The 14,073-nt window shown below is 57.3% G+C and carries 12 protein-coding genes; 4 read left to right on the plus strand and 8 right to left on the minus strand.

Going from position 1 to position 14,073, the window contains the following annotated elements; all coding sequences use genetic code 11:
• Positions 1-13: 13 nt before the first annotated feature.
• The 4 genes from hofC to nadC form a co-directional block, all read right to left on the minus strand.
• Positions 14-1,213 (minus strand): protein transport protein HofC, encoded by a 1,200-nt coding sequence (gene hofC, locus F3I47_RS11945; RefSeq protein ID WP_150028629.1) that lies wholly within the window; start codon positions 1,211-1,213, stop codon positions 14-16.
• Positions 1,206-2,591: a type II secretion system protein GspE gene (gspE, locus tag F3I47_RS11950; RefSeq protein ID WP_150028628.1), complete on the minus strand. Its 1,386-nt coding sequence runs from the start codon at positions 2,589-2,591 to the stop codon at positions 1,206-1,208. The genes hofC and gspE overlap by 8 nt, the downstream gene beginning before the upstream one ends.
• Positions 2,578-3,033: a prepilin peptidase-dependent pilin gene (ppdD, locus tag F3I47_RS11955; protein WP_009092106.1), complete on the minus strand. Its 456-nt coding sequence runs from the start codon at positions 3,031-3,033 to the stop codon at positions 2,578-2,580. Before ppdD ends, gspE begins: the two co-directional genes overlap by 14 nt.
• A gap of 216 nt (positions 3,034-3,249) precedes the next feature.
• Positions 3,250-4,146: a carboxylating nicotinate-nucleotide diphosphorylase gene (gene nadC, locus F3I47_RS11960; protein ID WP_140028862.1), complete on the minus strand. Its 897-nt coding sequence runs from the start codon at positions 4,144-4,146 to the stop codon at positions 3,250-3,252.
• Positions 4,147-4,342: 196 nt separating this feature from the next.
• On the opposite strand from nadC, the gene ampD reads away from it, so the two are divergent.
• The gene (gene ampD / locus F3I47_RS11965; RefSeq protein ID WP_009092102.1) at positions 4,343-4,894 is read left to right on the plus strand and encodes a 1,6-anhydro-N-acetylmuramyl-L-alanine amidase AmpD; all 552 of its coding nucleotides are present in this window, start codon (positions 4,343-4,345) and stop codon (positions 4,892-4,894) included.
• Positions 4,895-4,910: 16 nt separating this feature from the next.
• Positions 4,911-5,765: a beta-lactamase regulator AmpE gene (ampE, locus tag F3I47_RS11970; protein ID WP_150028627.1), complete on the plus strand. Its 855-nt coding sequence runs from the start codon at positions 4,911-4,913 to the stop codon at positions 5,763-5,765.
• On the opposite strand, the gene F3I47_RS11975 is transcribed toward ampE, so the two are convergent.
• The 4 genes from F3I47_RS11975 to aroP all read right to left on the minus strand — a co-directional run bounded on the left by F3I47_RS11975 (position 5,747) and on the right by aroP (position 10,016).
• Positions 5,747-6,706, minus strand: a complete 960-nt coding sequence (locus F3I47_RS11975; protein ID WP_150028626.1) for a family 43 glycosylhydrolase — start codon at positions 6,704-6,706, stop codon at positions 5,747-5,749. The genes ampE and F3I47_RS11975 overlap by 19 nt on opposite strands.
• Entirely contained in the window at positions 6,703-8,115 is a 1,413-nt protein-coding gene (locus F3I47_RS11980) for a glycoside-pentoside-hexuronide (GPH):cation symporter (protein ID WP_009092099.1), read from the minus strand. Before F3I47_RS11980 ends, F3I47_RS11975 begins: the two co-directional genes overlap by 4 nt.
• Before the next feature lie 175 nt (positions 8,116-8,290).
• Entirely contained in the window at positions 8,291-8,536 is a 246-nt protein-coding gene (locus tag F3I47_RS11985) for a hypothetical protein (protein WP_009092098.1), read from the minus strand.
• A 124-nt stretch (positions 8,537-8,660) separates the two neighbouring features.
• The gene (aroP, locus tag F3I47_RS11990; RefSeq protein WP_009092097.1) at positions 8,661-10,016 is read right to left on the minus strand and encodes an aromatic amino acid transporter AroP; all 1,356 of its coding nucleotides are present in this window, start codon (positions 10,014-10,016) and stop codon (positions 8,661-8,663) included.
• 515 nt (positions 10,017-10,531) lie between these two features.
• Between aroP and pdhR the strand changes: the two genes are divergently transcribed.
• The gene (pdhR, locus tag F3I47_RS11995; protein WP_009092096.1) at positions 10,532-11,296 is read left to right on the plus strand and encodes a pyruvate dehydrogenase complex transcriptional repressor PdhR; all 765 of its coding nucleotides are present in this window, start codon (positions 10,532-10,534) and stop codon (positions 11,294-11,296) included.
• Positions 11,297-11,399: 103 nt separating this feature from the next.
• The gene (aceE, locus tag F3I47_RS12000) at positions 11,400-14,066 is read left to right on the plus strand and encodes a pyruvate dehydrogenase (acetyl-transferring), homodimeric type (protein ID WP_009092095.1); all 2,667 of its coding nucleotides are present in this window, start codon (positions 11,400-11,402) and stop codon (positions 14,064-14,066) included.
• The last annotated feature ends 7 nt before the right edge of the window (positions 14,067-14,073 follow it).

The following is a 14,073-nucleotide window of genomic DNA, read 5'->3' on the forward strand; positions in this document are numbered from 1 at the left end:
CATCCGGCGCCCCTTAATGCATCGCATCACCCAGACCGAATACGGGCAGATACATCGCGACTACCAGCGAGCCGACGATAGCGCCAATGACCACCATCATCACCGGCTCCAGCGACGCCGCCAGGGTATCAGCACGTTTGCGGGTCTCTGCCTCGTGCCACTCCGCCAGACGCGCCAGCATCACATCCAGTGCTCCCGCCTCTTCGCCGACCCGAATCAGCTGACCACATAACGGCGTGAACAGCGAGTGATGCATCAATGCCTGATGCAGGGGATGACCCTGAGCAATGTGCTGCTGGAGGGCGGCCATGGCCTCCCGCCAGAGCAGGGCAGAGAGCGTCACTTCTGCGGCGGCCAGTCCCTGCAACAGGGTCAACCCGGCACGCTGCGTCAGCGTCAGGATGGTGTAGATCTGCGTCAGCTGCATCCCCCGCCATAATCCGGCAAGCAGCGGGAGGCGCAGCAAAAGCGCCTGTTCGCGGCGCTGCCAGTCCGCAGAGCGTCGTCGCAACTGAAACACAATCGCCAGTATCAGCGTTACGCCGAAAGCGAGGACGCCTCCCCATGCCTGAAGCAGGGCTGATAGCTGCATCACCGCTGCCGTAAAGGCGGGCAGGGGCGCGTCAAAGGCGTCATAGACGGCAACGAACTCAGGCAGCACAAACAGCAGCATGCCGCAGGTGACAGCGAGGGCCACCAGCAGGATGAACAGCGGATAACGCAACGCTTTCACCACCTGCTGACCTAACTGCTGTTGCCGGATCTGCTGGCGGGCCAGCTCCTCGCAGCAGACATCGAGCTGACCGGTCAGTTCACCCACCTCCATCAGTGCCGGATAGAGCGCCGGAAAAATCTGCGGCCATTCACGTAACGCCTGAGAAAAAGGGGCGCCGCTGAGCACCCGATAATGCAGGGCGAGCAACAATGCCCGCCAGCCTGCATGCGGATGCCCCTCTGCCAGCAACGCCAGACTCTCTGCCAGCGGCAGACCGGCTTTGAGCAGGGTTGCCAGCTGGCGTATCAGATCGCTCTTCTGCTGCCACTTCCATTCCGACTGACGCCAGCCCTTTTCCCGCTTCCAGCTCACGGGCAGCAGGTCGCGCTGCGCCAGCACACGCAGCAGGGTTTCACTGTCAACAGCCAGCAGCTGACCACTGCGCAACTGCCCCTGGCTATCTACCGCCTGCCAACGGAACAGCGCTGCATCAGCCATCGTCCAGCCCGATGACCCGCTGCATCTCTTCCAGCGAGGTGTCGCCCCGGCTTACGGCTTCCAGACCGGAAACCAGCAGGGGGCGCAATCCCTGCTGTTTTGCCAGCGTGAGCAGATTCTCCAGCGGCATCTCAGCAGCAATGGCATTCTGTAGCCTGGCATTGATCGGCAGCAGTTCAAACAGCGCCAGCCGGCCAAAGTAGCCGGAGAAACAGTGATCGCAACCGGGCGCCCGCCAGGTTTGCAGCGTGCCGGGCCAGATTTCTGTGGGGTAGTGCGCCACCGCCTGGGCCGGCTGACGGCAATGGGGGCAGAGGCGCCGGACCAGGCGTTGAGCCACGATCAGCTTCAGCGCCGGGCCCAGCAGATAACCGGGGATGCCCATCTGCCGCAGCCGCGTCAGCGTCTCGGCGGTGGAGTTGGTGTGCAGAGTTGAAAGCACCAGATGGCCGGTCTGCGCTGCCTTCACTGCAATCTCTGCCGTTTCGGCATCGCGGATCTCTCCGACCATAATGACGTCCGGATCCTGTCTCAGTAACGCCCGCAGCACACGGTTAAAATCCAGCCCCTTGCGGTTATGGATCTGCGTCTGATTAATGCCGGACAGCGGGATCTCAATCGGATCTTCCACGCTGCACAGGTTTTTTTCCGGCCGGTTCAGGGCGCTGAGTCCACTGTAGAGGGTAAATGTCTTGCCGCTGCCGGTCGGCCCGGTGACCAGGATCAGCCCCTGCGGCTGGGCCAGCGCCGCCGTGAAGAGGCGCAGCTGCGCAGGGGGGAGGCCGAGCTTATCCAGTGACAGCGCCGCGCTTTCACTCTGCAACAGCCGGATGACCGCTTTTTCACCGCCATACACGGGTAACGTTGCCAGACGAAAGGAGGCTGACTGACCGGCGATCGCCAGACTGAACTGACCATCCTGGGGCAACCGGCGTTCGGCAATATCCAGTCCGCCGAGGATTTTCAGGCGCGCCAGCAGCGCCCCAGGCTGGGTCACAGGCAGGGAAGAGAGCGGGTGAAGGACACCGTCAATGCGCAGCCGCACCCGCATCCCCTCAGCGCCGGGTTCGATATGCACATCCGAGGCGCGACGTTCCAGCGCCTGACGCAGAATCAGCTCGGCGGCTTCAATCGCCGATTCAGCGGGTGTCTCTTCGCGCGCGACCCGCCCCGTGTCGGCATGCTGACGTTGATCCAGGCGGGCCTGAGGCCAGCATTCAATGTCAATCTGACACTGACTGGCAAAGTGAAGCGATTCAGAGAGGCCGGGCGGAACGCTCTCCGCCACGGCAACGCGTAACCGATCGGCATCATGCTGCAAAATCAGCGCGCGATAGCGCTGGCAGAGTGCTGTTATTGCGTCGTCAGGCGGATTCATCGCTGGCCCCTTTATCCGCAAAGCGGAACTGTTCCAGGCAATTGTCGCGCAGATTGTTGTTGCTGCTGGTGCAGCTGCGCTGCCAGCTGATGCTGCCATCCGTGGCATCATGAATCGGCACCATTTCAACGCTCAGGCCATTCAGACTCTCCTGGCCGGTCAGTGTAATCACCCCGTTAGTGACGCTCAGTGCCGAAACGTAGCGCGATCCTTTCGCAGCAGGGATACCAGCCTGTCCGGCCTGACACTGCGTCGGGCCGCCGCGCTCCATGGCACAGAGTTCGACGGCGGTTTTATAGGGCACCATCGTTTGCAGCATGTCGGTGAGCGCGGCGCGCTGCAGATAGTTTTGATAGGCGGGCAGGCCAATGGCACTCAGAATCGCCACAATGCCGACCACAATCATCAGTTCAACCAGCGTAAATCCACGTTGATAGTTCATTCCATCGTCTCCTGATTAAGAAGTCGACAGGGTAGAAAGCGGGGGCAGTGAAAAACAGTGGCGAGTTTTCAGGCTGGAAAGGATCACCGAAAGAATGTGCGTCGTTACAGCGCAGTAGCAATGGCGCTGTAAGCGAGGTCGCAAAACGTGTGGCCGCGCGGGCGGGTCAGCAGAATGCGCGGACAGAGGCAGCGGCACTGACCGTGCCGCTGCGGTTTACTTTTGCTGAAAACGCATCGAGAGATCCAGCGCCCGGACATGTTTGGTCAGTGCGCCAACCGAAACGTAGTCCACGCCGGTCAGGGCAATCTGCGGCAGGGTAGCTTCGGTAACGTTGCCGGAAACTTCCAGCAGCGTCCGCCCCTGATTCAGTTCGACGGCGGCCCGCATCTCCTCCAGGCTGAAGTTATCCAGCATGACAATATCAGCGGCGGCCTCCAGCGCCTGGCGTAACTCCTCCAGCGATTCCACCTCAACTTCAACCGGCACGTCTGGCTGTAACCACTGCGCTCTTTCCACCGCCTGAGCAATCGACCCGCTGGCGATAATATGATTCTCTTTGATCAGATAGGCGTCAGAGAGGCCGAGCCGGTGATTGCTGCCGCCACCACAGAGCACGGCATATTTCAGCGCCGTCCGCAGGCCGGGCAGGGTTTTGCGCGTGTCCAGCAGCTGGGTCTGGCTGCCTGCCAGCAGCGCAACATAGCGGCTGACTTCGGTCGCCACGCCGGAAAGCGTCTGCACAAAATTGAGCGCCGTCCGCTCGGCGGTCAGCAGCAGGCGGGCCGGGCCTTCAATTTCAAACAGCAGCTGGTCAGCCTTGATCGGATCGCCATCACTGACGTGCCAGTTCAGGGTGGCGTGCGCGCCCAGCTGAATAAACACCTCTTCGACCCAGCGTTTACCACAGAAAACACCGGCTTCGCGGGTGATGACCTGCGCATGGGCCTGGGTATCGGCCGGTAACAGCTGTGCGGTGATATCGCGGTCGGCGTCGATCTCCCCACCGAGATCCTCCTTTAACGCCAGCGCAACGGCATCCGGGATGTCACTTTCAATGCGTTTAATCAGCGCCTGACGGCGGCTGTCGGGATCATAACCACGAGAAGACATAGATTTACACTCCAGAAAAGGGGATGTCTGAGGCGGTCACAATAGCCTGAACTGCCACGCGGTGCCAGCCATAAACCGCATTTTGTTTAGTATCCTTAACAAGAAATCAGATAATGTCACGCTGCCGACACACTAAGGGGCAAGAATCCTTTATTATTCATGCTATTCTCAGCCAGGCAGAACAAGGAAATCCGGTATGAAAATCAAACAGGGCTGGCTGACCGGCGTACGTCAGGTGCCCTCATTACATTGCAATGAACGACCTGACAATGAGGCGCCGTCGCTGCTGGTGATTCACAATATCAGCCTGCCGCCGGGTGAGTTTGGCGGACCGTGGATCGATAAGCTGTTCACCGGCACGCTTCCGCCGGATGCGCATCCCTATTTTGCCGATATCGCGGCACTGAAAGTGGCGGCACACTGCCTGATTCGCCGTGACGGCGAGATTGTGCAGTATGTTCCCTTTGATAAGCGCGCCTGGCATGCGGGGGTTTCGCAGTTTGAGGGCCGGGAAAACTGCAATGACTTCTCTATTGGCATCGAGCTGGAAGGAACTGACAGCGAGCCTTATACCGGGGCGCAATATCGGGCTTTGCAGCAGGTTACGCAGTTGCTGCTGCAGCACTATCCGGTCACGCCTGCACGTATTACCGGGCATAGCGACATCGCTCCGGCGCGCAAAACCGATCCTGGTCCTGCTTTTGACTGGGAGTACTACAGAGAGCTGTTAACGCAGCAAAAATCCTGATTTTTGCGGGGTCAGTATGACGTTGTTTACCTTGTTGTTGGTTCTGGGCTGGGAGCGCCTGTTTAAACTGGGCGAGCACTGGCAGCTCGAACACCGGCTGGAGCCGATTTTTCGCCATCGCCGCCACTTCTCCATGTTGCGGACGCTGCTGATGACCGCGCTGGCGATGGCGCTGACGGCACTGGTGCTGGTGACGCTGAAAGGCGTGCTGTTTGGCGTGGTGCTATTGCTGTTCTGGATTGTGGTCGGGCTGCTCTGTATTGGGGCCGGTTCAGTGCGGCAGCACTACCATCACTATCTGAAGGCGGCCAGTCATGACGACGATGCGGCGCATCAGGCGATGGCGGCGGAGCTGACGCTGATTCATGGTGTGCCGGTGGAGTGCAGCGAACGCGAATTTCTGCGCGAGCTGCAGAATGCGCTGATCTGGATAAACTTCCGTTTCTATCTGGCACCGATGTTCTGGCTGGTGGTGGGTGGCCCCTGGGGACCGGTGCTGCTGGTGGGTTACGCCTTCCTGCGAGCCTGGCAGGGCTGGCTGGCAAAGTACGGCACACCGATGGCGCGGGCACAATCGGGGGTCGACGGTATTCTGCATCTGCTCGACTGGATACCGGTCCGGCTGGCGGGGGTGGCTTACGCTCTGCTGGGCCACGGTGAAAAGGCGCTGCCCGCCTGGTTTGTCTCACTGACCGACCGTCACCGTTCTCAGTATCAGGTGCTGACCACCCTGGCGCAGTTCTCGCTGTCCCGCGATCCGCACACGGATAAAGTTGAAACGCCACGGGTGGCCGTGGCGTTGGCGAAACGGACCTCACTGGTGCTGGTGGTGGCCGTAGCGCTGCTGACGATTTATGGCACGCTGGTGTGATCAGCGGGGGGCACGCCAAAATCGGGCGTGCCATCGCTGCGCCAGCTGAAATATTTCAGTCGGGTATGGCGATTCGGGTCCCATAACGGATCGCCCTCAATCTCCGTGTAGTTTCGCGCATGGTAGACCAGCACGTCCCGCCCCGACTCATCCTGCGTAAAACTGTTGTGCCCCGGCCCATACTGATGATTGTCCCAGCTGGAAACAAACACCGGCCGCGCCGATTTCTGCCATGCGGTCACATCGAGCGGGTCCGCCTCTACGGCAATCGACAGCATGCCCAGGCAGTAATTCTCATCGGTGGCGCTGGCGGAGTAGGTAACAAACAGCCTGTCACCATGACGAATGACCGCCGGTCCTTCATTCACGCTAAATCCTGCACACTCCCACTCATATTCAGGCCGGCTCAGCATTACCGGCGTGCCTTTCAGCGTCCATGGATTAAGCAGCTCCGCCAGATAGAGGTTGGAGTTACCGGGAATGGCGGGATCTTTCTGTGCCCAGAGATACCAGTTTTTACCCTGATGCACGAAGTGGGTGGCATCCAGTGAAAAGCTGTCAAGCTGGCTGAAGACGCGCCGGCAGGGCTGCCATTCGCCCTGCAGCGGGTCGCCGGCCTCGCACACCAGTGCGTACATCCGATGCTGGAATAACCCCTCTTTAATGTCGCGCGTCGGTGCCGCCGCGAAATAGATCACCCACAGCCCGTCGATATAGTGCAGCTCGGGTGCCCAGATGAGTTCGCTGCAGGGGCCGCTCTCCGGCTTGTGCCAGACCACTACCGGTTCTGCGCTGCGCAGGTCAGCCAGCGTGGTGGCGCGGCGAATCTCCAGCCGGTCATATTCCGGTACTGAGGCGACAAAATAGTAGTGCTGTTCATGGCGCAGAATAAACGGGTCAGCGCGCTGCTCAATAAAAGGATTCGGCCAGGTTGGGCTCATTTTACATCTCCGGTTGGCGTGGCAGCACGGTTGTGCAGATGAACAGTGTGTAAGTCGTGGAAGTTTTCGCGACGCAGCGCCAGATCCTGCTGGATGGTGAGCATCATTTTGCGGTCAACCTTCATCAGCCGTACTACGCCGGCGGTGATCAGGTAGCCGACGCCCGGAATAACGGTAAACAGCAGCATGATGCCGTTAATCGCCTCGGCTGACTGCTGTTTTGCGCCCGCGTTGTAGCCATACATTGAGAGCAGAAAACCGACCATCGCCCCCGCGACAGCCAGACCCACCTTGAGGAAAAAGAGGTTGCCGGAGAAGCTGATGCCGGTAATGCGTTTACCGGTTTTCCATTCGCCGTAGTCATCCACATCGGCCATCAGCGACCAGTGCAGGGGAGAGGGGATCTGATGCAGAATATTCAGCACAAAATAAGCCACCACGACCATCAAGGTGGCATGCGGATCGATCCAGTAAAAGCCGCTGGAAAAAAGGGCCAGCGCGATATTGGTCCAGAAAAAGACTTTGAGTTTGCACCAGCGGTCGGTGAGCACTTTCGCCAGCGTGCTGCCCACCATCATGCCGATTACCCCCAGGCTGATAAACAAGGTGGCGAAGTGCGTTGACTGACCCATGACCCAGGTTACGTAGTACATGGTCGCCGCCATGCGAATGAAGCCGGGACAGACGTTGCAGAAGGTGAGCAACAGAATCCGGACCCACTGGTCATTCTTCCAGACGTCACGCAGATCTTTTTTCAGGTCATCATTGCTGGGAACGGCAGGGCGGATGCGTTCACGCACCGTAGCAAAGCAGAAGAGAAACATCGCCAGGCCCAGGGTGGCCAGCACCGCCATCGCCATCTGATAGCCGCGCGCCTTATCCGCGCCGCCAAACCACTCCGCCATCGGCAGCAGTGACAGGGAGAGGGTCAGCGTGGCGATGCCCACCATAACAAAGCGGTAGGACTGGCAGGAGACGCGCTCGCCGGGATCGCTGGTAATCACGCCGCCCAGTGAACAGTAAGGAATATTAATGGCGGTGTAGGTCAGTGACATCAGGAAGTAGGTGACAAATGCCCAGATCACCTTGTTGTGATAGGTCCAGTCTGGCGTGGTAAACATCAGTACGCTGAACAGCACGTAGGGAACGGAGACCCACAGCAGCCAGGGACGAAAACGACCCCAGCGACTCTGGGTACGATCGGCAATCGCGCCCATAATCGGGTCGGTGACCGCATCCAGCACCCTGACCGAGAGCAGCAGCGTGCCCACCAGCGCCGGAGCCAGGCCGAACACGTCGGTATAGAAGTAGTTGAGGAACAGCATGATGGCACCGCCAATCATGTTGCATCCGGCATCGCCCATGCCATAACCCAGTTTTTCTTTGAATGTGAGTGCCGCGGGCTTCATTGTGCTTCTCCTGCAAACCATGAAGCTAATGATTATCAGCGCTTAAGTCATTCACGGCGTGGCAGTATTGAGTCACAGAGATGGACAAAACGGGCGGGCGCAAAAAAATGTGAACTGGCACGCAGGCGCGGGCCCGTTCACATCACATTAAGCGGGGCAGGGCGGCAGAGAATCGTTAAGCTGCGCTGTTATTCTGTCCTTCAACCAGGCCACCGAGCAGACTGCCAATCCAGCCACCAATGGTGCTGAAAAGCGTACTGGCCACCGAGGAGATCACGCCGTTGAGAAAGGGAATCGGTATCAGGGAACCCATCACGCTGCCCAAAAGCGAACCGGCCTGCTGGCCGACGGCGGTGGTGATATCCTGAATCAGGCCACATCCGCTGACGGCCATAATTTCTGAAGGTGCGAGTTCACGCATAGTTATTTTTTCCTTTATTGGGTGAGAAGCAGGAAAAAATTATCACTACCCGTCAGCAATAAAAATAGTAACAGAACGAAAGTGGCCGGTGCGCCTGAGCTGGCGCACCGGATATGAGAAGGGATCAGACTTTCTGCGTCTGGTTCTTAATAAAGTAACCCAGCGCCAGAATCACCAGCCAGACCGGGATCAGCCAGACAGAGATGGCCATGCCCGGCGTGGTTGCCATCAGCACCAGAATTGCCGCCAGGAAGATCAGGCAAATCCAGTTACCGGCCGGATAGAGCAGCGCTTTGAAGCGGGTGGTCACGCCCTGCTGATCTTTCTTACGACGGAACTTAAGGTGCGCCAGGCTGATCATCGCCCAGTTGATGACCAGTGCAGAAACCACCAGTGACATCAGCAGGCCGAACGCTTCACCGGGCATCAGGTAGTTGATCAGCACGCAGAGCGCCGTGGCGACCGCAGAAACCAGAATGGTTAAGACCGGAACGCCGCGACGGTCAACTTTCAGCAGCGATTTGGGCGCGTTGCCCTGCTGAGCCAGACCAAACAGCATACGGCTGTTGCAGTAAACGCAGCTGTTGTAGACCGACAGGGCGGCCGTCAGGATCACCACGTTCAGCGCATTCGCCACCATGGCATCGCCCAGCTCGTGGAAGATAAAGACAAACGGGCTGACTTCAGAGGTGACACGGCTCCACGGCATCAGTGACAGCAGCACCGCCAGTGAACCAATGTAGAAAATCAGGATGCGCCACAGCACCTGGTTGGTCGCTTTCGGGATGCTGACTTCCGGATTATCGGCTTCAGCGGCGGTGATCCCCACCAGCTCCAGCCCACCGAATGAGAACATGATGATCGCCATGACCGTCACCAGACCGCCAATGCCGTGCGGGAAAAAGCCGCCCTGTTCCCAGAGGTTACGCACCGTTGCCTGCGGACCGCCGTTGCCGCTGAAGAGCAGCCAGCCGCCAAACAGGATCATGCCAATGACCGCCACCACTTTAATAATGGCGAACCAGAACTCCATCTCACCAAAGACTTTCACGTTGGTCAGGTTGATGGCGTTAATCATGACGAAGAAGATGGCTGCCGAGGCCCAGGTCGGAAAGTCGGGCCACCAGAACTGAATATATTTGCCGACGGCAGTGAGCTCTGCCATGGCGACCAGCACGTAAAGTACCCAGTAGTTCCAGCCCGAGGCGAAGCCGGCAAAGTTGCCCCAGTATTTATAGGCGAAGTGGCTGAAGCTGCCGGCAACCGGCTCCTCAACGACCATCTCGCCCAGCTGGCGCATGATTAAAAAGGCAATAAAACCGGCAATGGCATAGCCCAGAATAACGGCCGGACCGGCGGATTCGATGACCGATGCGCTGCCCAGAAACAGGCCGGTTCCTACTGCTCCACCCAGCGCGATGAGCTGAATATGGCGGTTCTTAAGACCACGTTTCAGCGCCTCGCCTTGCTGTTGTTCCATACAAACCTCGTGATGTTTTTATTCTTCGTTCCCAGCGCGGTTCGCTGTAAGGAAGTAGTTACATTAACGTATTGATTATTTTACGGTATCTGGCGTGCTGAGTGCTGCCATGCGCTACCCTGGCGACAAGAATAGTGATAAGCGAATCGCTTTGCACCTGCTTTCGCCTTTCGTGCTGAGAGTTGACTGAAAAAACGCCGTCCCGGTCACGTCAGGCCAGAGAAATTTCTGCCATGAAATGCGGTTCATGACGAATAGCTTTCACTTATGGATGCCGCTGCGCTTCGGGGCTAAGCAGGTGTAAGGTTTGGTAAAAGTGAATTTATTTAACATTCAGCTCAACGCGAATTTTTCATTTTTTTAACCGCAAGTTAGCGTCAGGGCGGGCTTCAGAGGCAGGGGAATGTCACAGACACCATATAGACACAAGGTGAATACTTTGTTACTTTACCGCCACCTCTGTACAATTGGTATTACCAATTTACTCCGGACGACTGGCTTAATAAGAAGGGATGATGGCTTACAGTAAGATTCGCCAACCCAAGCTCTCAGATGCTATCGAGCAACAGCTCGAATCCCTGATTATGGAAGGGACACTGCGTCCGGGAGAGAAGCTGCTCCCTGAGCGCGAACTCGCCAAACAATTCGATGTCTCACGTCCGTCTCTCCGCGAAGCGATCCAGCGCTTAGAAGCGAAAGGATTGTTGCTGCGCCGTCAGGGCGGCGGAACATTCGTACAGGAGCATCTCTGGCAAAGCCTGAGTGATCCACTCGTTGAGCTTCTCGCAGACCATCCGGAATCACAGTTTGACCTGCTGGAAACGCGTCATGCCTTAGAGGGCATCGCCGCCTATTACGCAGCGCTGCGCGGCACAGAAGAAGATCTGCTGCGCATTCGCGACTGCCATGTGCACATCCAGCAGGCGCAGGACAGCGGCGATTTGGACGCCGAAGCGGACGCCGTGATGCAGTATCAGATCGCTGTCACAGAAGCGGCCCATAATGTGGTGCTTTTGCATTTGCTACGCTCAATGGGCCCTATGCTGGAACAAAACGTCCGTCAGAATTTCGAATTGCTCTACTCTCGCCGGGAAATGCTGGCAAAAGTGAGCGGTCACCGCGCCAGAATCTTTGAGGCGATTGTGGCCCGTGAGCCAGAAAAAGCGCGCGAGGCTTCACACCGTCACCTGGCGTTCATAGAGGAAATCTTGCTGGACAGAAGTCGGGAGCAGAGCCGTCGAGAACGCTCCCTGCGTCGTTTACAGCAACGTAAGGAATAACGTGCGACAAAGATCGTACGGACATGTGCGACGAGCCTGCCTGCTTGTGCTTTGACAGGCTCCCGATTATTCAACGTATTAGACACAGATAAGGAACACACCCATGTCAGAACGTTTACACAATGACGTGGATCCGATTGAAACTCGTGACTGGCTACAGGCGATCGAATCGGTCATCCGTGAAGAAGGTGTTGAACGTGCACAGTATCTGATCGATCAGGTACTGGGTGCAGCCCGCAAAGGCGGCGTGAACGTTGCTGCAGGTTCGTCTGCTATCAGCAACTACATCAACTCTATTGCCGTTGAAGATGAACCCGACTATCCGGGCAACACCTCTCTTGAACGTCGTATCCGTTCCGCTATCCGCTGGAACGCCATCATGTCGGTGCTGCGCGCATCGAAGAAAGATCTGGAACTCGGCGGCCATATGTCCTCCTTCCAGTCTTCTGCGACCATTTATGAAGTGTGCTTCAACCACTTCTTCCGCGCGCGTAATGACAAAGATGGCGGCGATCTGGTCTATTTCCAGGGCCACATCTCTCCGGGCATCTATGCCCGTGCGTTCCTTGAAGGTCGCCTGACCGAAGAGCAGATGAACAACTTCCGTCAGGAAGTTGACGGTAAAGGTCTCTCTTCTTATCCGCACCCGAAATTAATGCCGGAGTTCTGGCAGTTCCCGACCGTTTCTATGGGTCTGGGTCCATTATCAGCGATCTATCAGGCGAAGTTCCTGAAATATCTGGAACACCGTGGCCTGAAAGATACCTCTGCTCAGACCGTCTACGCCTTCCTGGGTGATGGTGAGATGGATGAGCCAGAATCCAAAGGTGCGATCACCATCGCGACCCGCGAAAAACTGGATAACCTGGTCTTCATCATCAACTGCAACCTGCAGCGTCTGGATGGCCCGGTCACCGGTAATGGCAAGATCATCAACGAGCTGGAAGGCATCTTTGCCGGTGCTGGCTGGGAAGTGATTAAAGTCATCTGGGGCGGTCGCTGGGATGAGCTGCTGCGCAAAGATACCAGCGGCAAGCTGATTCAGCTGATGAACGAAACCGTCGACGGTGACTACCAGACCTTTAAATCCCGTGATGGCGCCTATGTGCGTGAGCACTTCTTTGGTAAATATCCGGAAACCGCCGCGCTGGTTAAAGACATGTCCGATGATGAAATCTGGGCACTGAACCGTGGCGGCCACGATCCGAAGAAAATCTACGCGGCACTGAAAAAAGCGCAGGACACCAAAGGCAAGCCGGTGCTGATCCTGGCGCATACCATCAAAGGTTATGGTATGGGCGACACCGCGGAAGGCAAAAACATTGCTCACCAGGTGAAGAAGATGAACATGGATGGCGTGCGCTATATCCGTGATCGCTTCAACGTGCCGGTTGCTGACGATAAAATCGAAGATCTGCCGTACGTGACCTTCGAAAAAGGCTCAGAAGAGCACACTTACCTGCACGGTCAGCGTGAGAAGCTGGGTGGCTACCTGCCAACGCGTCAGCCGAAGTTCACCGAGAAGCTGGAAATGCCAGCGCTGGAAGAGTTCGGTGCGCTGCTGGAAGAGCAGAACAAAGAGATCTCCACCACCATCGCCTTCGTTCGTGCCCTGAACGTGATGCTGAAGAACAAGTCGATCAAAGATCGCCTGGTTCCGATCCTTGCGGATGAAGCGCGTACCTTCGGTATGGAAGGTCTGTTCCGTCAGATTGGTATCTACAGCCCGAACGGCCAGCAGTACACTCCGCAGGATCGTGAGCAGGTTGCTTACTACAAAGAAGATGAGAAAGGCCAGATTCTGCAGGAAGGGATCAACGAGCTGGGCGCAGGTTCATCCTGGCTGGCGGCGGCGACCTCTTACAGCACCAACAACCTGCCGATGATCCCGTTCTACATCTATTATTCGATGTTCGGCTTCCAGCGTATCGGCGATCTGATGTGGCTGGCGGGTGACCAGCAGGCGCGCGGCTTCCTGGTCGGCGGAACCTCCGGTCGTACCACGCTGAACGGCGAAGGCCTGCAGCATGAAGATGGCCACAGCCATATTCAGTCGCTGACCATCCCGAACTGTATCTCTTACGACCCGTCTTACGCCTATGAAGTGGCTGTCATCATGCATGATGGTCTGGTGCGTATGTATGGCGAAGCGCAGGAGAACATCTACTACTACATCACCACGCTGAACGAAAACTACCATATGCCAGCCATGCCGCAGGGTGCGGAAGAGGGTATCCGTAAGGGTATCTACAAGCTGGAAACGGTAGAAGGCAGCAAAGGCAAAGTGCAGCTGCTGGGCTCAGGTTCTATCCTGCGTCACGTACGTGAAGCGGCACAGATCCTGGCGAAAGATTACGGTATCGGCTCTGATGTCTACAGCGTCACCTCGTTCACCGAACTGGCGCGTGATGGCCAGGATTGTGAGCGCTGGAACATGCTGCATCCGACAGAAGAAGCACGCGTGCCTTACATCGCTCAGGTGATGAATGACGCGCCAGCGGTTGCCTCAACCGACTACATGAAACTGTTCGCTGAACAGGTTCGCAGCTATGTTCCAGCCAGCGATTACCGCGTGCTGGGTACCGATGGCTTTGGTCGCTCTGACAGCCGTGAGAATCTGCGTCATCACTTTGAAGTTGATGCATCTTATGTGGTGGTTGCTGCGCTGGGTGAGCTGGCTAAACGCGGCGAGATCGAGAAGAAAGTGGTGGCGGATGCCATTACCAAATTCAACATCGATGCCGATAAAGTTAACCCGCGTCTGGCTTAAGAGGTAA

It is taken from the genome of Pantoea sp. M_10 (assembly GCF_008631515.1).
Taxonomy (GTDB): domain Bacteria; phylum Pseudomonadota; class Gammaproteobacteria; order Enterobacterales; family Enterobacteriaceae; genus Pantoea; species Pantoea anthophila.